The following is a 19,863-nucleotide window of genomic DNA, read 5'->3' on the forward strand; positions in this document are numbered from 1 at the left end:
ATGCCCAGCCAACCACTTCTCGCAACCGCCCTCCTCCTCGCGCTCGGCGCCCTTCACGGCCCCGCCTGCGCAGGTGGAGCAAACGACGCGCCCACCTTCACCGAAGCCCGCCGCGCTATCCATGCCGGCAGCAGCATCGCGTTCACGCCGGTGGTGCAGGACCCGGACTGGTGGGACCGCCACCACCACTTCGAGCTGCTGTCGGCCCCTGTGAGCGGCTCGGCCTCGGTCACGGCCGATGGCCGGCAGCTGCTGTACGCCGCTCCCGCGACGCGCGGTGCCGACAGCTTCGCGTACCGTGCGAAAGACCACCGCGGCCTCGGCGTGGACGGCGTGGCGCGGCTGGTGGTGTACGACGACGCGATGCTGGCCACCTGCCGGCAGGACAGCACCGTCACGCCGGCCGGCGTGCTGGCCACCCGCACCAAGTCGAACGGCTGCGCGTTCTACGGCCAGACCACCACCCGCACCGTCGCGAACGGCACGCCGGTGACGATGGACTACTTCGTCAACTGGCCGTCCAGCGGCGCCGCGCCGAAGGCGGTGGTGGTGCTGCTCGGCGGCGGCGACTTCAACATGGCGATCCGCGGCGACCTGGCGAGCGGCATCGGCGACATCACCGGCGGCGCCAACAACTTCGTCGTGCGGACCGCGCAGCTGTTTGCCGACGCCGGCTACCTGGCGGTGGCGCTGGACCGGCCGGAGCCCGGGCCGCTGGTGCCGCCGGGGTCGAGCGATGCCGTCACCGCCACCGACCTGTACCGCGTGTCGGTGGACCATTCGGTCGACATCCTCGCGGTGCTGAAGTCGCTCGACCCGCGCGGGCTGCCGGTGTTCCTGGTCGGCACCAGCCGCGGCTCGATGTCGGTGATCGCGCAGAACCGCATCGCGACGGGCATCTCCACATCGAGCAGCGTCACGCGCGACGCCGGCGACCAGGGGCGCCACCTCTACGTGGGCCGGCCGGACACGCCGAAGCTGCTGCCGCCCTTCGTGCAGCGGCCGACGCACGTGCTGTGGCATGCGCAGGATGCCTGCTTCGGATCGTGGCCGACCGGATCGCGCGCGCTGTACGACAGCCTGGTGGCCGCCGGCGTCGATGCAACGTTCCACATCGCCACCGGCGGCGTGCAGGTCACGGCACCGGGCAACGGCTCGACGCCCGACGTCTGCGGGCCGCTGAGCGCCCACGGCTACCTGGGCATCGAGAACGACACGATCGGGCAGCTGACCGCGTGGCTCGACACACGTGTCGCGGCGCTGGGGAACAACAGGCTGCCGCGCGCCGCGTTTGCCGACGTCGCCACGCCCGCCGACACGCCGAAGCGCATCCACCTGTCGGCGCTGGCGCACGACCGCGACGGCCTCGGGCTGGCCTTCGAGCTGCCCGGCAGCGCGACGAGCCTGGGCGGGCAGGCGGTGCTGAATGGCCGCACCGTGACGTACACGCCGCCGGCGGGCGTGACAAGCGGGACCGACTACTTCGTGTATGTCGCGACCGACCGGCGCGGCGGGGTCGCGGCGGCGGTGGTGTCGGTGAAGATCGGCGGGTGAAGATCGGCGGGTGAAGATCGGGGGCTGAGGGTCGAGCGCGATGCGATCGCATCGGTGGTGCCGGCGGCGGGACTTGAACCCGCATCTCCGTGAAGAGGAGGGATTTTAAGTCCCTTGCGTATACCGATTTCGCCACGCCGGCAGCGGGCACGTCAGGCGGTGGATTATCAATGCATGCGTCGCGGTCGGGCCGCCTCGGCCATGATCCATACCTCTCCTCCTCCTTCGACACGCCCCATGCCCGCGACCCGCCTCGAACACGACAGCCTCGGCGACATCGCCGTCCCCGCCGACGCCCTCTACGGCGCGCAGACCCAGCGCGCGGTGCTGAACTTCCCGGTCAGCGGCGGCCGGTTGCCGGCCGCCTTCATCCGGGCGCTGATCCAGCTGAAGCTCGCGGCGGCCCGCGCCAATGCACGCCTGGGCAAGGTCGCGCCCGACACCGCGCAGGCGATCGAGGCCGCGTGCCGCGAGCTGCTCGACGGCGACTTCATGCAGCACTTCCCGCTCGACGTGTTCCAGACCGGCTCGGGCACCAGCTCCAACATGAACGCCAACGAGGTGATCGCGACGCTCGCGACGCGCCGCCTCGGCCGCCCGGTCTCGGCGAACGACCATGTCAACCACGGCCAGAGCAGCAACGACGTGATCCCGAGCGCGATCCACGTCAGCGCCGGCGTCGTGCTGGCCGAACAATTGCTGCCCGCGCTGCACCACCTGTCGAAGGTGACGCGCGACAAGGCGCGCAGCGTGCACGAACACGTGAAGACCGGCCGCACCCACCTGATGGACGCGATGCCGGTGCGGCTGAGCCAGGCGCTCGGCGGCTGGGCCTCGCAGGTCGATGCGCAGATCGCGCGGCTCGAGGGTCTGCGAGCCGACCTGGCCCAGCTCGCGCTCGGCGGCACTGCCGTCGGCACCGGCGTCAACGCGCATCCGGATTTCGCGCGGCTCGCCTGCGAGGAACTGACCGGGCTCGTGCGCCAGGTGTTCCGCCCGGGCGACGACTACTTCGCGCTGATGGGCGCGCAGGACACCGCGCTCGCCGTCTCCGGCCAGCTGAAGGGCCTGGCCGCCAGCCTGATGAAGATCGCCAACGACCTGCGCTGGATGAACTCCGGCCCGCTGGCCGGGCTCGGCGAGATCGAGCTCGAAGCGCTGCAACCCGGCTCGTCGATCATGCCGGGCAAGGTCAACCCGGTGATCCCCGAGGCCACCACGATGGTCGCGGCGCAGGTGATCGGCAACGACGCCGCGATCACGATCGCCGGCCAGTCCGGCAACTTCGAGTTGAACGTGATGCTGCCGCTGGTCGCGCGCAACCTGGTCGAGAGCCTGGAGCTGCTGGCCAACATCAGCCGGCTGCTGGCCGACAAGGCGATCGCCGGCTTCAACGTGAGGGGCGATCGTTTGCGCGATGCGCTGTCGCGCAACCCGATCCTGGTGACCGCACTGAACCCGCTGATCGGCTACGCGCGCGCCGCCGAGATCGCGAAGCAGGCGTACCGCGAAGGCCGGCCGATCATCGACGTGGCCGACGAGCAGACCACGCTCGGCCGCGCCGAACTCGAGCGGCTGCTCGACCCGTCGCGCCTGGCCGATGGCGAGGGCGAAGGCGGCGGCGGATGAGCGCCGCAGCGCTCACATGCGGAAACACTCATGCACCGAAAAACGGCATGTCGTCCTACAGAATGGGGATGTGGGCGGCGATAGAGTATCGACCACGGAGCCGCAGTTACCTCCTCCCTCCTCCCAATGACACTGCGGCTTCTTCAGGCGGATGGTGCTTGCACCATCCGCTTTTTCTTTGGTGGCTCGGTTCGAGAGATCCGTTTCAACGCGCGGGTTCAACACGCGGCATTCAACAGTGCGCCAGCCGCGACGGCTCGGTGTGCGCGATCTCCCGACCCACCGACGCGGCATACGACAGCGCCGCATTGCGCGAGATCCAGCGGTGGCCGCCGGCGAGGCAGGTGTCGCGGTACACCTCGCAGGGCGTGTTCATCGCGCCGCGCACCCGGCTCACGACGACGGCGGCCGTGTACCCCCGGCCGCGCCCGGTGTCCGAGGCTGCCACGTAGATCCGGAAATCACCCTCGTTGAACTGCTGATCGAACTGCATCTCGCGCTCCACGCCGGCAACCGCTGCCGCGAGGCGAGACTATGTTCGATGCGATGCGGCGAATCCATCCATCCGATTGATGCCCTCTTCGGGGGGCAGTGCCGGATCGGCCCGCCGGTCACAGCGCCTGCAGGATGTCCTTGCGCTTCTGCTTGTACTCGTCGTCGGTGATCAGGCCCTTGTCGCGCAGCTGCTTCAGCGCGGTCAGGCGGCGTTCGATCTCGTCGGCCTTCGCATCGGCCGGCTGGACGATCGGCGCGGCCGGTGCCGGCACGGGTGCCGCGACCACCGGCGGCGCGGCCGGCGGCGTCGCGAAGGTGGCGGCCGCGGCCGGCGGCGCGGCCAGCACCATCGGCGGCGGGGGCGGTGCCACCGGCGCGGTGGTGGCCGTGGTCAGCGGCACCGTGAGCCAGTCGCTGCGGCGGTTGCCAGCGCCGGCACTGGCCAGCTTCACGTCCGACGCCTTCGCGCGCGAGCCGGAGATGAAGTTCGGCGACATGCTGGTCGAGCGCACGATGTGCACGAAGTCGAAGGCGCTGTCGTGGGCGATGAAGTTCAGGTTGCCGCCTTCGATGAACAGCCGCGCGGTGACGGCCGTGGGCGGCGCCAGGAAGCCCTCGCGCCGCGCGCTCGACACCAGCAGCACGTCATCGCCCGGCTCGGCGTTCGCGAAGGCCTGGGCGATCGGCTCGCTGATCTCGACCAGCTCGTCGGCGTCGAACAGCGCCTGCGGCTTGCCGCGCGAATCGATCGCCTTGAACTGGCCCAGCGCCAGCCGCAGCGCGTCGACATTGAGCCGCACCGGGTGCTGGTTCTCCGGGGCACCGGCCTCGCGCGCCAGCAGCTGCACGGTGCTGAACTCGCGGATGCGCCACAGGCGCCGCTTGGCCTGCGCACTGGCCGTGTCGGCCTGGGCGCCCAGCACCGAATCGAACAGGCCGGCGGCCTGTGCCGATCCCGGGTTGCTTGCGACGATGGCTGACACGACACCCAGCTTCAGCCAGAGAGATGCTCGTTTCACGGTAGGTCGGTCCTTGGAATGCGAGGGAAATCGGCGCGTTGCCAGTGCGTTGCCGATGGGCAACACCAGCGGCGCGGGTCGCATTGTAGTTTTGCAACACGATCCCGCGCCTACGCGTTTGTCCGCGTCTCTCCCAGGGATTCCAGCGACTGCAGCCGCCGGTGCGCCCGCCCGTCCGCATCGAACACGTGCAGCGCCTGCGCCGGCGCGCACCAGGCCGCCCGGTCCCCCGGCCGGGCGCGGGTCAGCGCGCTGCCGCGCATCACCAGTTCCTCGCCGCCGTCGGTGCGCATGTAGACCAGGTGCGACTCGCCGAGCTGCTCGACCAGCACCACGTCGCCTTCGAAGAAGACGCCGTCGCCGTGCCGCGCGGCGCTGGCCATCGCATTCGGCGCAACGGCGGTGAAATGCTCCGGCCGGATCCCGATCTCCACCGCCTGCCCGATGCGCAGCCCCTGCGCGTCGACCCGCGCCTTCGCCTGCGCACCGCGGGCCAGCGCCAGCACCAAGCCGCCATTGCCGCTGGCCGACACGGTCGCCGGCAGCAGGTTGATCGACGGCGAGCCGATGAAGGTCGCGACGAAGCGGTTCGCCGGCTGCTCGTACAGCTCGACCGGCGTGCCGGCCTGCTGCACCCGGCCTTCGTGCATCACGACGATCTTGTCGCCGAGCGTCATCGCCTCGACCTGGTCGTGCGTCACGTAGACCATCGTCGCCTTCAGCTCGCGGTGCAGCCGCGCCAGCTCGACGCGCGTCTTCACGCGCAGCGACGCATCCAGGTTCGACAGCGGCTCGTCGAACAGGAAGAGCTTCGGGTCGCGCACGATCGCGCGGCCGATCGCCACCCGCTGGCGCTGCCCGCCCGACAGCTCGCGCGGCAGCCGCTGCAGCAGGTGGTCGATGTGCAGCGCCTTGGCCGACGCCTCGATGCGGCGCTTGCGCTCGGCCCGGTCGGCGCCGTGCAGCTTCAGCCCGAAGGCCATGTTGTCGAACACGCTCATGTGCGGGTACAGCGCATAGCTCTGGAACACCATCGCGATGCCGCGCCGTGCCGGCGGCAGGTGGTTGACGACCTGGCCGTCGATCGCGAGCGTGCCGCCGGTGATCTCCTCCAGCCCGCACATCATGCGCAGCAGCGTGGTCTTGCCGCAGCCGCTCGGGCCCACCAGCACGACGAATTCGCCGTCGGCGATCTGCAGGTCGACGCCCTGCAGCACGACGGTGTCGCCATACGATTTCGAAACGTTGGTCAGCGTGACTTGGGTCATGTTCTCTACTTCACGGCACCGGCGGTGATGCCGCGGATCAATTGGCGCGACAGCAGCGCATAGACGACGAGCACCGGCAGCACCGCCAGCGACAAGGCCGCGAGCACCGCATTCCAGTCGGTCGCGAACTGGCCGATGAACTGCTGCACGCCGAGCGTCAGCGTCTGCTTGCCTTCGGACGGTGCGAGGATGAGCGGGAACCACAGGTCGTTCCAGATCGGCACCATCGTGAACACGCCCACCGTCGCGACCGCCGGCCGCACAAGCGGCAGCACGATGCGCAGGAAGATCAGGTACTCGTTGACGCCGTCGCAGCGCGCCGCGTCCTTCAGCTCGCCCGGCACCTGGCGGATGAACTCCGACAGGATCAGGATCGCCAGCGGCAGCCCCTGCGCCACGTACACCAGCACCAGCGCGGTCAGCGTGTTGACGAGGTCGAGCGCCACCATGGTCTGCAGGATCGACACCGAGCCGAGCCGGATCGGCACCATGATCCCGAATGCGAGGAACAGCGCCAGCAGCCGGTTGCCGGGAAAGCGGTATTCGGTCAGCGCCCAGGCGGCCATCGCGCCGAACAGCAGGATCAGCAGCAGCGAGCAGCCGGTGACGATGACGCTGTTGGCGAACATGCTGCCGACGGCCGCATTGCCCAGCACCTTGGTGTAGCCGACCAGGCTGAGCGTGGCCGCGGACGGCAGCCCGAGCGGGTCGTCGAAGATCGCGCGCCGCGTCTTGAACGAGTTGATCAGCACGATCACGATCGGGAACAGCACCAGCAGCGCGTAGCCGCCGAGCGTCAGGTGCACGAAGAGCGAACGCAGCCGCTGGTTCACGGTGCGGCTCACAGCGCATACCTCCGCAGCCGGCGCTGCACGACGAACAGGTAGACCGCCACGCCGGCGAGGATCACGAGGAACATCAGCGTCGCGAGCGCCGCGCCCATCGTCGCGCTGCCCGGCTGCGACTGGTAGCCGAAGAAGGTGCGGTAGAACAGCGTGCCCAGCAGGTCGGTCGCGAAGTTCGGGCCGGCCGACGCCCCCTTCACCGCGTACACCAGGTCGAAGGCGTTGAAGTTGCCGACGAAGGTCAGGATGTTGACGAGCCCGAGCGTCGGCAGGATCAGCGGCAGCCGGATCGCCCAGAAGATGCGCCACGGCCCGGCGCCCTCGACGGTGGCGGCCTCGACGATGTCTTCGGGGATGGCGATCAGCGCCGCATAGATCAGCATCATCGGGATGCCGATGAACTGCCACACCGAGATCAGCGTCAGCGTCGGCAGCGCGGTCTCCTCCATGCCGAGCCAGGGACCGAAGAAGCGCTCGAGGCCGACGGCGCCGAGCAGCTTCTCGGTCACGCCCCACAGCGGCGACAGGATCAGCTGCCAGCTGAAGCCGATGATCACCACCGACAGCAAGGTCGGCAGGAAGAGCACCGTGCGGTAAGCCGCCGCGCCGCGCAGCCCGCGCAGCGACAGCAGCGCCGCCAGCACCAGCGCCACCGGGTTCTGCACCAGCGAATGGATCGCGAAGAACTCGACGTTGTTCACCATCGCGTTGCGGAAGCTGTCGAACCACTGCGGGTCCAGCAGCAGCGTGCGGAAGTTCTGCAGCCCGACGAACGACACCGCGCCGTCGGGCCCGGTGCCGTACGCGCTGAGCCGCAGCGTGTCGAGCAGCGGCCACGCGCTGAACGCGGTGTAGACCAGCACGGCCGGTGCGAGGAACACCAGCACGTGCCAGGCGAAGCCTTTTCTCATCGAGGGCAGCACCTTACTTCTTCTGCTGCGGCGGGTACCACTTCGCGAATCCGGCCTGGATGCGCTGTGCCGCGTCCTTCGGTGCGAGCTTGCCGTTCAGCACCTGCGAATTCACCGTCCACAGCTCGTTCTCCATGCTCGGCTCGCCGCGGCTCAGCACCTGCGCATTCAGCCGGATGGTCGACTTGCACTGCGCGCGCCAGCCGATCATCTCGCGTGCCACCGGGTCCTTCACTTCCACCGGGTGCTTGGACAGCGAGAAGAAGCCGGTGGCCTTGTTGGTGTACAGGTCGGCGAATTCCTTCGTGGCGAGCCAGCCGAGGAAGACCTTCGCGTCGGCGACGTTGCGGCTCGCCTTGTTGATGCCCATCCCGATGTCGTTGTGGTCGGAGATGTAGCAGGCATCGCCCGCCTTGCGCACCGGCGGCGGGAAGGCGCCGAACTCGAAGCCGGGCTCCTTCTCGAAGTACGCGATGTCCCACGAGCCGGCCGGGTACACCGCGGCCTTGCCGCTGGCGAACAGGTTCTGCGCATCGCCGTAGGTCACGGACTGGTAGCCCTTGGGCAGGTACGGCGACCATTTCGCCATCGTGCTCCACACGTCGACGAACTCCGGGTCGGTGAACTTCTTCGCACCGGCGATCAGCCCCATGCGGCCCACCTCGCCCTTCCAGTAATTCGGGCCGATGCCGGTGAACACGATCTGGTTGCTCTCCCACTGGTCGGCGGTGCCGAGTGCGATCGGCGCCACCTTGCCCTGCGCCTTGACCCGATCGAGCACCGAGAAGAACTCGGCCTCGGTGGCCGGCGGCTTCACGCCGGCGTCGGCAAAGATCTTCTTGTTGTAGAAGAAGCCGTGGATCACCGAGGCCATCGGCAGGCAGTAGGACTCCTTGAAGTCGTCGGTCTGCCATGCGACCTTGGCCACGTCGGAGAAGTTCGCGAGCGCCGGATCGCCGTCCAGCCGCAGCAGCCGGCCCTTCTTGTAGAGATCGAGCGACACGTCGAACGGCCGGCAGGCCACCAGGTCGCCGGCGCTGCCGGCGCTGAGCCGGGCGCTCAGCACCGAGTTGTATTCCGGCGGCGAGGTCGGCGAGTACTTCACCGTGATGCCGGGGTGCGATTTCATGAAGGCCGGCAACAGCACCTCGTCCCACAGCGCCTTGTCGTCGGTGCGCCAGCTTTCGATGACGAGCGAGCCGGCCTGGGCGCTCGCGGCCAGGGCCAGTGCCGTGCAGGCGAATGCAGTTCGGACAGTGCGTTTCATGAGCGGTCTCCTTCGGTGGATGAGCGTGTCGTGCAGGTCGAAAGGTCAAGCGGGGCGCAAGGTACCATCGGCCGCCGTGTGACACGAGGCCTGACCGAGGGCCCGCGCCCGGCCCCGCCGCTCGCGGCCAAGTGCTTGTCATTCCAGGGATTTCCGACCATGAGGCGACATCACGCGCTCACCGTTCCTTACGCTGCCCTGCGCGCCCGCGCAGGCGCCGCGAAGGGGCGTGTCGCGGCCCTCGCCTTACACAACATTGCAATTCGTCGGGATTCGACAGGCGCGTTGCGCGGGTTTGCCCTGAGTCTCTGGCTCGCCTGCACCGCGATCGGCGCGCAGGCGCAGACGCTCGACGTGCTGCACTGGTGGACCTCGGCCGGCGAGCGCCGCGCGGTCGATCAGCTGGTGCAGCAGCTCGACAGGCGCGGCATCGCGTGGCGCGACGCCGCGATCCCCGGCGGCGGCGGCGGCGGCGCGATGAAGGTGCTGAACAGCCGCGTGCTGGCGCGCGACCCGCCGGACGCCGCGCAGGTGATCGGCCGCACGCTGGCCGACTGGTCCGACCTCGGCCTGGTGCTGCCGCTCGACGAGGTGGCGCAGCGCAACCGCTGGAGCCAGTCGCTGTTCCCTCTGGTGCAGCGCGTGATCACGCACCGCGGCCGCATCGTCGCGGCGCCGCTCGGCGTGCACCGCATCAACACGCTGTTCTTCAACCAGCGGGTGTGGGCGCAGCTGAAGCTCGGCGCGCCGAAGACCTGGGGCGACGTCGAGCAGGCGGCGGCGGCGCTGCGTCGCGCCGGCGTCGCGCCGTTCGCATGGAGCGACGAGCCGTGGCAGATCGCCACCGTGTTCGAGACGCTGCTGCTGTCCGAAGGCGGGCCGGCGCTGTATGGCGAGCTGGCCGCCACGCAGCGCTGGCAGGCCTGGCAGGACCCGCGCGTCGCCAAGGCGCTCGAGCGGCTGCGCTGGCTGCGGCGCCTGAATGGAGAGACCGCCATCGAGCAGCGCTGGACCGCGTCGGCGCGCCAGCTGTTCACCGGCGACGCCGGCATGCTGATCATGGGCGACTGGGCCGACGGCGAACTCGTCGCCTGGGGCGCGCAGGCCGGCCGCGACTACGGCTGCACGCCGGTGCCCGACACGGCCGGCATGCACCTGTACAGCATCGACACGCTGGCGATGCTGGTCGGCACCAGGAAGCGCGAGGCCGAGCAGGAGCGCATGGCCGAGGTGGTGGTGTCGCCGGCCGCGCAGCTCGCGTACAACCAGGCCAAGGGCTCGGTGCCGGTGCGCGACGACATCGACCCCACGCAGCTGGACGACTGCGCGCGCGACTCGTGGCAGACGCTGAAGCGCGCCGACAGCCCGCTGCTGCCGAGCATCGCGCACCGCATGGCGGCCGACGAGGCCACCAAGGATGCGCTGGCCGATGCGCTGCACCGCTTCGTCAAGGACCCGGCCGTGACCCCCGCGCGGGCGCAGGAGCGCCTGGTGGCGCTGATCCGCAGCGCGGCGCGTGCGACACCTCCCCCGTGAATCGAGTGCCATGAACCTCGCCCGCAAGCGCACCATCCTCGCCGTCGATGACGACCAGAAGACCCGGCAGCTGCTGAAGCTGTACCTGGAGAAGCACCAGTACGTGGTGCAGCTCGCGGCCGACGGGGCGAGCTTCCGCAACGGCTTCGAGCGCTACCGCGACGAGCTGAGCCTGGTGATCCTCGACGTGATGCTGCCCGACACCGACGGCTTCGCGCTGTGCCAGATGGTGCGGCAGCGGGCGCCGACGCTGCCGATCATCATGCTGACCGCGAGCGCCGACGACACCGAGCGCATCGTCGGGCTGGAGCTCGGGGCCGACGACTACATCGGCAAGCCCTACAACCCGCGCGAGCTGCTGGCGCGCATCAAGGCGATCCACCGGCGCGCCGGCCAGGCCGAGGGCGGCGCGGCGGCCCGCTACCTGCGCTTCGCCGGCTTCCGGCTCGACCGGCTGGAACGCACGGTGACCGGGCCGGACGGCCAGGCGCTGGCATTGACCGCGATGGATTTCGACCTGCTGCGGCTGCTCGCCGAGCATGCCGGCGAGGTGATGGAGCGGGCGCGGCTGATGGAGCAGACGCGCGGCCGCGACCTCGGCCCGGCCGACCGCTCGCTCGACGTGCAGGTGAGCCGGCTGCGCCAGCGGCTGGGCGACGACGGCAAGCAGCCGGCGCTGATCAAGACGGTGCGCAGCAGCGGCTACGTGTTCTCGGTCGAGGTGCTGGCGTCGCATGACTGACTGGCGCGCCTGGTCGCAGCAGCTGCTGCCGCGCACGCTGCGCGGCCGGATCATGCTGGTGATGGTGGCCGGCGTGCTGCTGAGCCAGCTGCTGGGCACCGCGATCTGGGCCTGGCAGCTGCGCGCGAATGCGCTGCGCGATGCGCGCGACGCCGCGCAGCAGACGGCGCAGAGCGCGGCCGGCGCGATCCGCTTCTTCCGCGACCTGCCACCGCAGTACCGGCCGCTGCTGATCGAGCAGCTGCGCACGATGGGCGGCACGCGCTTCTTCGTCAACGTGAACCATGCGCGCGTGCCGACCGGCGCGTTCGCGCCGTCGAAGCTGTCGGAGACGGTGGTGCGCGGCGTGCGCGAGCGGCTGCTGGCGCAGGTCGGCGACACCACGTCGTTCGAGGCCGCGTTCGCATGGCCGGACACGCTGGTGGTGGCCGACGACGGCCGCACGCTGCGCGAGCTGCCGGAGAGCTGGGTCGAGGCCTCGCTGCTGCTGCGGCCGCGGCCGGCGCCGCTGCTGGTGATCCAGGCCGAGATCGAGGCGGGCGGCTGGCTGTTGCTCGCGACGACCTTGCCGGACCCGTACTTCCTCGACAACGCCAACCCGTTGAGCAGCGACCGGCTGCTGCTGCAGGGCGCAACCCTGGTGACGGTGCTGCTGCTGGTGCTGCTGGTGGCGCGCAGCCTGACGCGGCCGTTGTCGCGGCTGGCGCAGGCGGCGAGCGAGTTCGGCAACGCAATGCACCCGAACCCCGTGCCCGAGACCGGCACGGTGGAGCTGCAGCGCACCGCGAGGGCCTTCAACGAGATGCAGGCGCGCATCCAGCGTTTCGTCGAGGACCGGGAGCGGCTGTTCGGCAGCATCTCGCACGACCTGAAGACGCCGATCATGCGATTGAAGCTGCGCACCGAGCTGCTGGACGACGATGCGGTGCGGGCCGATTTCCATGAGGACCTGGACGAGCTGGACATGATGGTCAAGGGCGCGTTGCAGAGCGTGAAGGACAGCGACGTGCACGAGAACCTGGCCGAGGTGCGACTGGACCGGCTGGTCGAGCGGCTGACCTCGGCGGCGCTGGCGTCGGGCGCGAAGATCACGGTGTCGCTGCCGCCGATCGCGGTGACCGGGCGGCCGCTGGCGCTGAAGCGCGCGTTGGGCAACCTGATCGACAACGGGCTGCGCTACGGCCGCGAGCTCGAGGTCGGTGCCGAGCTGGGTGACGGCAAGTGCTCGGTGCTGGTCCGCGACCATGGGCCGGGGTTGCCGGAGGATTCGCTGGAGGAGATCTTCGAGCCGTATGTGCGGCTGGAGCACGGGCGCGCGATGCACGCCGACGGATCCGGCCTCGGCCTGTCGATCGCACGTCGCATTGCGCGCGAGCATGGCGGCGATGTGCGGCTGCGCAATCACCCGGATGGCGGGCTGGTGGCTGCCATGAGCTTGCCGGCCTGAGCATTTTTGCCGTGCGCGCGTTTGCACATCGCAAATCGAGCCCGCAATCCACCGCATTGGAACACTGGCATCATCCCGACCCCATGACCCGCCCCTCCATCGCCACCGACACCCGCCCCCTGTGGCGCATCTTCCTCGCCTTCCTCGGCCCGATGATCGTCGGCAACGTGCTGCAGGGCCTGTCCGGCACCTTCAATGCCGTGTTCGTCGGCCAGATGCTGGGAACCAGGGCTCTCGCCGCCACCGCGGCCGTCTTCCCGATCGTGTTCTTCTTCATCACGCTGGTGATCGGTATCGGCGCCGGCGGCTCGGTGCTGATCGGCCAGGCCTGGGGCGCGAAGGAGACGCACAAGGTCAAGGCGATCGCCGGCACCGCGATCACGCTCGGCTTCGGCGTGGGCCTCGCGATCGCGGTGTTCGGCGGCGTGTTCACCGAGCACCTGCTGCATGCCCTCGGCACCCCCGCCGACGTGGTCGACGACGCCGTCGGCTACGCCCGGCTGATGATGCTCGCGATGCCCGGACTGATGGTGTTCATCCTGATCACGCAGCTGCTGCGCGGCGTCGGCGATACCGTCACGCCGCTCTACGCGCTGCTGCTGTCCACCCTCGTCTCGTGCGTGATGACGCCCGCCTTCATCCGCGGCTGGGGCGGCCTGCCGCAGCTCGGCGTCACCAGTGCCGCCGCCGCGTCCATCGTGTCGTTCATCGCCGCGCTGCTCTACCTCGGCGTGCACCTGCGGCGGGCCGACCACCCGCTGTCGCCCGACCTGGAGCTGCTGCGCGCGCTGCGCATCCAGCCGCAGCTGCTGCGGCTGGTGCTGAAGATCGGCATGCCCACCGGCATCCAGATGGTCGTCATCTCGCTGGCGGAGATCGCGCTGCTCGCGCTCGTCAACCGCTTCGGCTCCGACGCCACCGCGGCCTACGGGGCCGTCAACCAGGTCGTCAACTACGTGCAGTTCCCGGCGCTGTCGATCGCGATCACCGCGTCCATCCTCGGCGCCCAGGCGATCGGCGCCGGCCGCACCGACAAGCTCGGGCCGATCACCCGCACCGGCATCGTGCTGAACCTCGCGATCACCGGCACGCTGGTCGTCGTCGGCTACCTGTTCTCGCGCCACCTGATGGCGCTCTTCATCACCAGCCAGCCGGTCATCGAACTCGCGCAGACGCTGCTGCACATCATGCTGTGGAGCAGCGTCGTGTTCGGCTGCGCGTCGGTCGTCAGCGGCGTGATGCGCGCCTCGGGCACCGTGCTCGTGCCGATGTCGATCTCGATCTTCTGCATCGTCGCGATCGAGGTGCCGGCCGCCTACGGCCTGTCGCAACGCATCGGCCTCGAAGGCGTCTGGTGGTCCTACCCGATCGCGTTCGTCTCGATGCTGGTGTTGCAGTCGGCGTTCTACCGGCTGGTGTGGCGGCACACGAAGGTCGAGCGGCTGGTGTAGCCCCGTTCAAGCGGCGGCCGGCAACCGCTTCGCGACCGACGCCGCCAGCGGGTGCGCATGGAAATGCGCCAGCAGCCGCGACTTCTGCATCGCCGTCAGCGGCGACGCGTCGATCATCGCCGGCCACCTGGCGCACGCCGCCCGCACCGCCAGCCGGATTGCCGTGGCCGCCGGCTTCTCGGGGATGCGCAGCGCCGCGCAGAAGGCCCGCACCAGCGCCGGCGACAGCTGCTGGCTCGGCCGCGGCCGGGCCTTGCCGGCGGGCGGGGCCAGCGCCGCCGGCAGCAGCGCCAGCGCATGGCCCTGGTGGCCGCTGTAGGCCGCGTACGCGACGATGTCGTAGGCCGGGCCCAGCCGCGGGTGCACGCCGTCCGGATAGACCAGCCCGATGTTCTTCAGGTGCATGTCCGGGTTGCCCAGCATCTCGTTGACGACCAGCCGCCGCAGCAGCTCGTGCACCGCCGGCTCGCCCATGCTGTCGAAGCCCATCAGCACCGCGGCCACGTCGAGGCAGGTGCGCGGGCCGGCCTCGCCGCCGGTGCCGTACTTGTCTTCCGGCATCACGCCCAGCACCTGCGCGAAATCCTCGCAGTGCACGCGGCCGGTGTCGCTGCGGTCGTAGCGGCGCACCGCGAGGAACTGCGTGCGCGCATCGGCATCGCCCAGGTCGTAGCCGTGGCGAACCGCCAGCCTGGCCAGCGGCTCCAGCCAGGCCTCGCACACCGCCACGCCGGCCGCCGCGGCCAGCTGCAGCGACAGGTGCTCCACCTCCGGCAGCAGCGGCTGTGCGACCACCGGCAGCTTCGCGATGATGTGGGTGTCGTGGTCCTTGGTGCGGGCGACATAGCGGTCGCCATCGCGCATCGCGCCGACCTTCGGCTGCACGCCCGACAGCGACACGCCGTCGTCCAGCGGATCGGCCGTCACCGACATCTCCAGCGCGTCGTGCTGCTGCGTGACGTAGCGCGCCAGCTCGTCGCGCGACAGCGCCACCGGCAGCGCGTACAGCGCCCCCGGCAGGTCGCGGCCGCAGGCAGCGAGCATCTCGAAATGGTCGCGCGGGTCGCAGCCGCGCAGCTCGGCCACGCGGTCGCGGAACACGCCCTCGGGCAGCAGGTTCTGGAAGAACGCCGGCAGCAGCCAGCCGTTGCGGCTGGAGTGCCGGCCGTTGAAGTCGACCGAGCGCACGTCGCGCCACAAGGCCTGCTGCTGCACCGGCGAATCGGCCCACCACGCCGCCGACACGGTGGGCTGCTGCGCCGACCGGATGAAGGCCTCGTCGGCGACGAAGCGCGTGACGACCGCGTCGGCCGCCAGTTCGTAGCGGAACAGCACGCCGATGCGCAGCCCTTCGCCGCAGTGGATGCCCAGCGCCTTGACGTTCATTCGCGCGCCGGTGCCTGCACCGCCTCGAGCGCCGCGGCGACCCGCGACTTGACCTGAGGCGCCTCGGTCTGCCCGGCATCGACCGCGACGGCCGCGCCTTTCGGCACCAGCAGCAGCTCCAGCCCGAGCCGGTCGGCCAGCGCCAGCAAGGTGCTGAGCTTGAAATCCTGCCGGCCGCCGAGCACGTTGGTCAGCGTGCGCTGCGACAGGCCCGCCTGGGTGCGCAATGCGGCCTGGGTCCACGGCGACGCGGCCAGGGCCTGGCGGAGAACGGCAGCGACTTCGTCGGTGGATTTCATGGCATCAAAGTAGTCCAATAACCTGCAAAGGTACTTTAATGCCATATTGGCGTCAAGAAAAATGGCAATTAATTGCCATTTTTATAAAATAACTACTTTAGTGCCATCACCCATGCGCAGGCAGTCGGCCCCCATCCACCACGTCCGTCACTGCCGTCCGCGCCGACTGGAGCACCTGCTGCGCCGTCACCGCCCGCGCGCACGGGTGACCGACCGGGCATGTCGCATGGCCGCAGGGGCGGCACGGCGCGTCGGCCCAGTGCACCTGGTGCAGGCGCGCGTCCTGCGGCGCCCAGCGCGCCACGTCGGCGCCGGCACTGACGACGATGCTGCGCACGCCCAGCGCGGCCGCGACGTGCGACACGCCGGTGTCGTTGCACACCAGCAAGTGCGCCCGCTCCAGCAGCGCACCCAGCGTCCACAGCGTGGTCTGCCCGGCCAGGTCGACCGCGTCCTGCGTCATCGCGGCAGCCACCTCGGCCACCAGCGACGCCTCGCCGGCAGTGCCGGTCAGCACCACGCGGTGGCCCAGCCGCGCCAGGCCGTCGGCCACCAGCGCGAAGCGCTCGGGCATCCAGCGTCGCGACGGCAGCTGCGCGCCGGCATGCACGCAGACGAAGGAGCCGGCCGCGTCGATGCCGGGCCAGACGTCGCGCACGGCCTGGCGGTCGTCGTCGCAGACCGGGAACTCGAGCGTGCTGCCGCAACGCGCCGCGTCCAGGTGGTCGATCAGGCACAGCATCCGCTCGATCTCGTGGCCCACGGTCGGCCACGGCGCATGCAGCAGCGGCTCGGCGCAGTACGCACCTCGCTCGACGAACCCCGCCACATGCTGCGCACCGCAGGCGGCCAGCAGCGGGTTCACGACGCGCCCGCTGCCGTGCATCTGCAGCAGCAGGTCGAAGCGGCGTTGCTGCATGGTTTGCAGAAACCCCGGCAACGCCGACAGGTCGGGCACGCGCTCCGGCAGCCCCGGGTAGCCGGGGAACTCGATGAAGTCGTCGATCCAGCGGCAGCGCTGCGCGAACTCGCGGGCCCACGGCAGGCCGATCAGCGTCAACTCGCTACGGGGGCACGCGGTCTTCAGCGCCCGCCACGCCGGCACCGCGCACATCAGGTCGCCCAGCACCAGGGCGCGGAACACGCCGATCCGGCGCGGCGCGATCGCATGCAGGTTCAGCCGCATCGCCCGCTCATGTCCCGTTCACGACCGGCTCACTGCACGACGGTCCACGGCGCGTGCGTCGGCGCGGGCATCGGGCGCGGCAGCGGCCGGGCGTCGCGCATCAGCTCGCAGGCCGCCTCGGCCACGCGCTCGGGCGACACCTTGCGCAGGCAGTCGTGGTGCAGCTGCGGGCAGCTGCTCTTCAGGCAGTCGCGGCACGGCACCTCGTGGCTCAGCACGCGCGATTGCGCCTGCCACGGCGTGTGCTGCGGATTGGTCAGCGCATACAGCACCACCACCGGCGCGCCGACGGCCGCCGCGAGGTGCGCCGGCCCGCTGTTGTTGCACAACAGCACCTGCGACTGCGCGATCAGCGCCGACAGCTCGCCCAGGTTCAGCACGCCTGCCAGCGACACCGCCGACGCCCGCAGCGGCGCATCGAGCCCGCTCTCGACCAGCGCCAGCAGCGGCCGCTCGTCGGCCGAGCCGGTCAGCACCACCTGGCAGCCGGTCTGCGCGACGATGGCCGTCACCGCTTCGCCGAAACGCTCGGCCGGATAGCGGCGCGAGGCCGCGCTCGCGCCCGGGTGCACCACCAGGTAGGGCCGGTCCGGGTCGCCGCCGGCCTGCACCAGCTTGCGCCGCATCGCCTGCGCATCGCCCGAGCGCTCGTGGAACACCAGCCCGCGCTCGCGCTCCCGTTCGTGGAAGCCGACGCTGTGCACCAGGTCGAGCTGGCGCTGCACCTCGTGGCGCATGCCGGTGCGGCAGACCTCGGTGTCGGGCACCCAGTCGCTCAGCAGCTCGTACGGGTTCTCGCGGCAATGCGCCAGCCGCAGCGGGATGCCGGCCAGCCGACACATCAGCGCCGCCGGCAGCGCGCTCTGCGTGCACACGGTGAAGATCACCGCGGCGTCGAAGGCGCCGCGCGACAGCTTCGCCAGCAGCCGGCGGTCCGACAGCGCCCCCGGTGCCGGCGCCCCGCCCTTCATCCACGGCGCGTCGTAGACGATGACCTCGTCGATCGCCGGCACGTACGGCCGCAGCGCCGCGCCGGCCCGCGAGCCGAGCAGCGTCAGGTGCATGCCGGGCGCCGACTGGCGGATCGCCGTCAGGGCCGGCGTGGTCATCAGCACGTCGCCCAGGTTGTCCAGCCGGACCGCCAGCACCTTGCGCGCCTCGCGCCAGGCCGGGTTCACGGCAAGGCTCCCGCGGCGGTGACGGGCGCATCGCGCGCGCCCGCCGGCGACAGCGCGACGATCTGCCGCGCCGCATCCAGCAGGTCGCCGGCAACGCAGGTCGGCTGGCGCCACGGCGACGCCCGCCACACCGTCTCGTTGCCGACGTCCATCAACACCGTGCGGCAGCCGGCGCGCGCGCCGGCCTCGACGTCGTCCAGGATGTCGCCGATCATCCACGATGCCGACAGGCGCAGGCCGTGCCGGCGCTGTGCCTGCCGCAGCAGCCCCGGCTGCGGCTTGCGGCAGTCGCAGCCCGGGCTGTCCGGCGCGTGCGGGCAGGCGAAGAATCCGTCGAGCACGACGCCCTGCTCCGCCAGGCGCTCGCACAGCGCCTGCTCCAGGCGCGCCAGCGCGTCGGCGTCGAAGCGCCCCAGCGCGATGCCCGGCTGGTTGGTCACGACGATCAGCCGCCAGCCGTGCGCGGCCAGCAACTTCAACCCGTCGACCGCATGCGGCGTGAAGCGCAGCAGCGCCGGGTCGACGTTCCACGGCACGTCCTCGACCAGCGTGCCGTCCTTGTCGAGGAACACCGCGCGTTGCGCATCAGCCATTCCGTGTTGCTCCCGAGTCGTTGCTGCGGCCATCGAGGCAACCGGTGTGCCGCAGGCGCATCCGTTCACGCCGTCACGCAGCGCAGCGCGTCCAGCCAGTCGGCGACGAAGCGCTCGATGCCGAAGCGCTGCCGCGCGGTCTCGCGCCCGGCCACGCCGAGCCGGCGCGCCTCCAGCGGGTCGGCCAGCAGCTCGTGCATCCGGACGATCAGCCGGTCGACGCGGGTGTCGATCACGCCGTTCTCGCCGTCGCGCAGCACGCTGACCAGCTCGGTGGTGGCCAGCGCGACCACCGGCACGCCGATCATCATCGCCTCGATCACCGCCAGCCCGAGGCTGGTGTAGCGGATCGGGTTGAAGAAGAAGCGGTGCGCCGCCAGCGTTGCCGGCAGCGCGCTGTTGGCCACCTCGCCGAGCCCGCCGCAGCGCTGCGAGCCCATGCCGACCAGCGACAGCGGCACATGCTGCGAGACGTGCTCGTACACGTCGTGCCCGAGCCGCCGCCCGCGCCGGTCGATGTCGTTGACGACCACGATTCCGCGCGCCAGCCCGCCGGTGTACGGCACCTCGCGCAACGGCAGCACGCCGTGCTCGATCACGCGGTGCGGCGTGACGCCGTTGTCCCACATCAGCGCGTTGAACGGCGTCACGTGCACCAGCATCACGTTCGGGTCCGCGACCCAGTGCCGGGTGTCGGTCGGGTGCTGCTGCGGCGGGTCGTGCTCCAGGTAGATGCGCGGCAGCCGGCGCTGCGCCGCGCTCAGCAGTTCGTGCTGTTCCTGCTCCCAGGCGCGGCGCGACTGGAACAGGATCGCGTCGAAGGCCATGTCGCGGATCAGCTCGACCGGCGCCTCGTGCACGTTGGCACCCCACGGCAGCGTGCCGCTGCGGCCGCTGTGGTGCGTCGAGCGGGCCGAATCGGTGACCAGGTGGAACTCGTGCGGCACCTGCGTCAGGTAGTACAGGTAGTTGCCGTGCACGTGCCAGGTGAGGATGCGCAGCGGGCGGGCGACGCGGATCGCGGGAGCGACAGGAACAGCAGGCGCGGCCATGGCAC

Annotated in this window: 18 protein-coding genes and 1 tRNA gene; 6 read left to right on the forward strand and 13 right to left on the reverse strand. The window is 70.6% G+C overall.

Annotation, left to right across the window (positions count from 1 at the left end; translation table 11 throughout):
* Positions 1-1,554, forward strand: coding sequence for an Ig-like domain-containing protein (locus FHT26_RS02075; protein WP_168558519.1), 1,554 nt, complete (start codon positions 1-3; stop codon positions 1,552-1,554).
* Positions 1,555-1,609: 55 nt separating this feature from the next.
* Here the strand turns inward: FHT26_RS02075 and FHT26_RS02080 are convergent.
* Positions 1,610-1,696, reverse strand: a tRNA-Leu gene (locus FHT26_RS02080).
* A 95-nt stretch (positions 1,697-1,791) separates the two neighbouring features.
* Here FHT26_RS02080 and FHT26_RS02085 point away from each other — a divergent pair.
* On the forward strand, positions 1,792-3,183 hold the full coding sequence (locus tag FHT26_RS02085) for a class II fumarate hydratase (RefSeq protein ID WP_168558520.1): 1,392 nt from the start codon (positions 1,792-1,794) through the stop codon (positions 3,181-3,183).
* Positions 3,184-3,415: 232 nt separating this feature from the next.
* Here FHT26_RS02085 and FHT26_RS02090 read toward each other — a convergent pair whose 3' ends face one another.
* From FHT26_RS02090 to FHT26_RS02115, 6 genes are all read right to left on the reverse strand, one after another.
* The gene (locus FHT26_RS02090; protein ID WP_082542315.1) at positions 3,416-3,676 is read right to left on the reverse strand and encodes a hypothetical protein; all 261 of its coding nucleotides are present in this window, start codon (positions 3,674-3,676) and stop codon (positions 3,416-3,418) included.
* Between the two features lie 118 nt (positions 3,677-3,794).
* A complete protein-coding gene (locus FHT26_RS30445; protein WP_168558521.1) occupies positions 3,795-4,697 on the reverse strand; it encodes an SHOCT domain-containing protein in 903 nt (300 codons plus the stop codon).
* A 110-nt stretch (positions 4,698-4,807) separates the two neighbouring features.
* Positions 4,808-5,965, reverse strand: coding sequence for an ABC transporter ATP-binding protein (locus FHT26_RS02100; RefSeq protein WP_168558522.1), 1,158 nt, complete (start codon positions 5,963-5,965; stop codon positions 4,808-4,810).
* 5 nt (positions 5,966-5,970) lie between these two features.
* Positions 5,971-6,810 carry an ABC transporter permease subunit gene (locus FHT26_RS02105; protein WP_168558523.1) on the reverse strand — a complete coding sequence of 280 codons (840 nt, stop codon included), beginning with the start codon at positions 6,808-6,810 and terminating at the stop codon, positions 5,971-5,973.
* A complete protein-coding gene (locus FHT26_RS02110) occupies positions 6,807-7,721 on the reverse strand; it encodes a carbohydrate ABC transporter permease (RefSeq protein ID WP_168558524.1) in 915 nt (304 codons plus the stop codon). The genes FHT26_RS02105 and FHT26_RS02110 overlap by 4 nt, the downstream gene beginning before the upstream one ends.
* 13 nt (positions 7,722-7,734) lie before the next feature.
* The gene (locus FHT26_RS02115; protein ID WP_168558525.1) at positions 7,735-8,988 is read right to left on the reverse strand and encodes an ABC transporter substrate-binding protein; all 1,254 of its coding nucleotides are present in this window, start codon (positions 8,986-8,988) and stop codon (positions 7,735-7,737) included.
* A 285-nt stretch (positions 8,989-9,273) separates the two neighbouring features.
* On the opposite strand from FHT26_RS02115, the gene FHT26_RS02120 reads away from it, so the two are divergent.
* The 4 genes from FHT26_RS02120 (at position 9,274) to FHT26_RS02135 (ending at position 14,164) form a co-directional block, all read left to right on the forward strand.
* A complete protein-coding gene (locus FHT26_RS02120) occupies positions 9,274-10,524 on the forward strand; it encodes an ABC transporter substrate-binding protein (RefSeq protein ID WP_168558526.1) in 1,251 nt (416 codons plus the stop codon).
* A gap of 10 nt (positions 10,525-10,534) precedes the next feature.
* On the forward strand, positions 10,535-11,266 hold the full coding sequence (locus tag FHT26_RS02125) for a response regulator (protein ID WP_168558527.1): 732 nt from the start codon (positions 10,535-10,537) through the stop codon (positions 11,264-11,266).
* A complete protein-coding gene (locus FHT26_RS02130; RefSeq protein WP_168558528.1) occupies positions 11,259-12,713 on the forward strand; it encodes an ATP-binding protein in 1,455 nt (484 codons plus the stop codon). The genes FHT26_RS02125 and FHT26_RS02130 overlap by 8 nt, the downstream gene beginning before the upstream one ends.
* 83 nt (positions 12,714-12,796) lie before the next feature.
* Positions 12,797-14,164 carry an MATE family efflux transporter gene (locus FHT26_RS02135; RefSeq protein ID WP_210427202.1) on the forward strand — a complete coding sequence of 456 codons (1,368 nt, stop codon included), beginning with the start codon at positions 12,797-12,799 and terminating at the stop codon, positions 14,162-14,164.
* Positions 14,165-14,170: 6 nt separating this feature from the next.
* On the opposite strand, the gene FHT26_RS02140 is transcribed toward FHT26_RS02135, so the two are convergent.
* From FHT26_RS02140 to FHT26_RS02165, 6 genes are all read right to left on the reverse strand, one after another.
* A complete protein-coding gene (locus FHT26_RS02140; RefSeq protein WP_168558529.1) occupies positions 14,171-15,550 on the reverse strand; it encodes a type II toxin-antitoxin system HipA family toxin in 1,380 nt (459 codons plus the stop codon).
* A complete protein-coding gene (locus FHT26_RS02145) occupies positions 15,547-15,849 on the reverse strand; it encodes a helix-turn-helix domain-containing protein (protein ID WP_168558530.1) in 303 nt (100 codons plus the stop codon). The genes FHT26_RS02140 and FHT26_RS02145 overlap by 4 nt, the downstream gene beginning before the upstream one ends.
* A gap of 106 nt (positions 15,850-15,955) precedes the next feature.
* A complete protein-coding gene (locus FHT26_RS02150) occupies positions 15,956-17,035 on the reverse strand; it encodes a glycosyltransferase family 9 protein (RefSeq protein ID WP_168558531.1) in 1,080 nt (359 codons plus the stop codon).
* 29 nt (positions 17,036-17,064) lie between these two features.
* On the reverse strand, positions 17,065-18,213 hold the full coding sequence (locus FHT26_RS02155) for a glycosyltransferase family 9 protein (protein WP_168558532.1): 1,149 nt from the start codon (positions 18,211-18,213) through the stop codon (positions 17,065-17,067).
* Positions 18,210-18,806: a D-glycero-alpha-D-manno-heptose-1,7-bisphosphate 7-phosphatase gene (locus FHT26_RS02160; RefSeq protein WP_168558533.1), complete on the reverse strand. Its 597-nt coding sequence runs from the start codon at positions 18,804-18,806 to the stop codon at positions 18,210-18,212. The genes FHT26_RS02155 and FHT26_RS02160 overlap by 4 nt, the downstream gene beginning before the upstream one ends.
* A 65-nt stretch (positions 18,807-18,871) precedes the next feature.
* Positions 18,872-19,858 (reverse strand): glycosyltransferase, encoded by a 987-nt coding sequence (locus FHT26_RS02165; RefSeq protein ID WP_168558534.1) that lies wholly within the window; start codon positions 19,856-19,858, stop codon positions 18,872-18,874.
* Positions 19,859-19,863 lie beyond the last annotated feature (5 nt).

This window comes from Rhizobacter sp. SG703 (assembly GCF_012275445.1).
Lineage (GTDB): Bacteria > Pseudomonadota > Gammaproteobacteria > Burkholderiales > Burkholderiaceae_C > Rhizobacter.

Bases quoted from the DNA above. Each gene is read 5' to 3' on its own strand.
- FHT26_RS02090 (WP_082542315.1), bottom strand. From the start codon at position 3,676: ATGCAGTTCGATCAGCAGTTCAACGAGGGTGATTTCCGGATCTACGTG.
- FHT26_RS02160 (WP_168558533.1), bottom strand. From the start codon at position 18,806: ATGGCTGATGCGCAACGCGCGGTGTTCCTCGACAAGGACGGCACGCTG.
- FHT26_RS02135 (WP_210427202.1), top strand. From the start codon at position 12,797: ATGACCCGCCCCTCCATCGCCACCGACACCCGCCCCCTGTGGCGCATC.
- FHT26_RS02150 (WP_168558531.1), bottom strand. From the start codon at position 17,035: ATGCGGCTGAACCTGCATGCGATCGCGCCGCGCCGGATCGGCGTGTTC.
- FHT26_RS02165 (WP_168558534.1), bottom strand. From the start codon at position 19,858: ATGGCCGCGCCTGCTGTTCCTGTCGCTCCCGCGATCCGCGTCGCCCGC.
- FHT26_RS02145 (WP_168558530.1), bottom strand. From the start codon at position 15,849: ATGAAATCCACCGACGAAGTCGCTGCCGTTCTCCGCCAGGCCCTGGCC.
- FHT26_RS02140 (WP_168558529.1), bottom strand. From the start codon at position 15,550: ATGAACGTCAAGGCGCTGGGCATCCACTGCGGCGAAGGGCTGCGCATC.
- FHT26_RS02100 (WP_168558522.1), bottom strand. From the start codon at position 5,965: ATGACCCAAGTCACGCTGACCAACGTTTCGAAATCGTATGGCGACACC.
- FHT26_RS02115 (WP_168558525.1), bottom strand. From the start codon at position 8,988: ATGAAACGCACTGTCCGAACTGCATTCGCCTGCACGGCACTGGCCCTG.
- FHT26_RS02075 (WP_168558519.1), top strand. From the start codon at position 1: ATGCCCAGCCAACCACTTCTCGCAACCGCCCTCCTCCTCGCGCTCGGC.
- FHT26_RS02125 (WP_168558527.1), top strand. From the start codon at position 10,535: ATGAACCTCGCCCGCAAGCGCACCATCCTCGCCGTCGATGACGACCAG.
- FHT26_RS02085 (WP_168558520.1), top strand. From the start codon at position 1,792: ATGCCCGCGACCCGCCTCGAACACGACAGCCTCGGCGACATCGCCGTC.
- FHT26_RS02130 (WP_168558528.1), top strand. From the start codon at position 11,259: ATGACTGACTGGCGCGCCTGGTCGCAGCAGCTGCTGCCGCGCACGCTG.
- FHT26_RS02110 (WP_168558524.1), bottom strand. From the start codon at position 7,721: ATGAGAAAAGGCTTCGCCTGGCACGTGCTGGTGTTCCTCGCACCGGCC.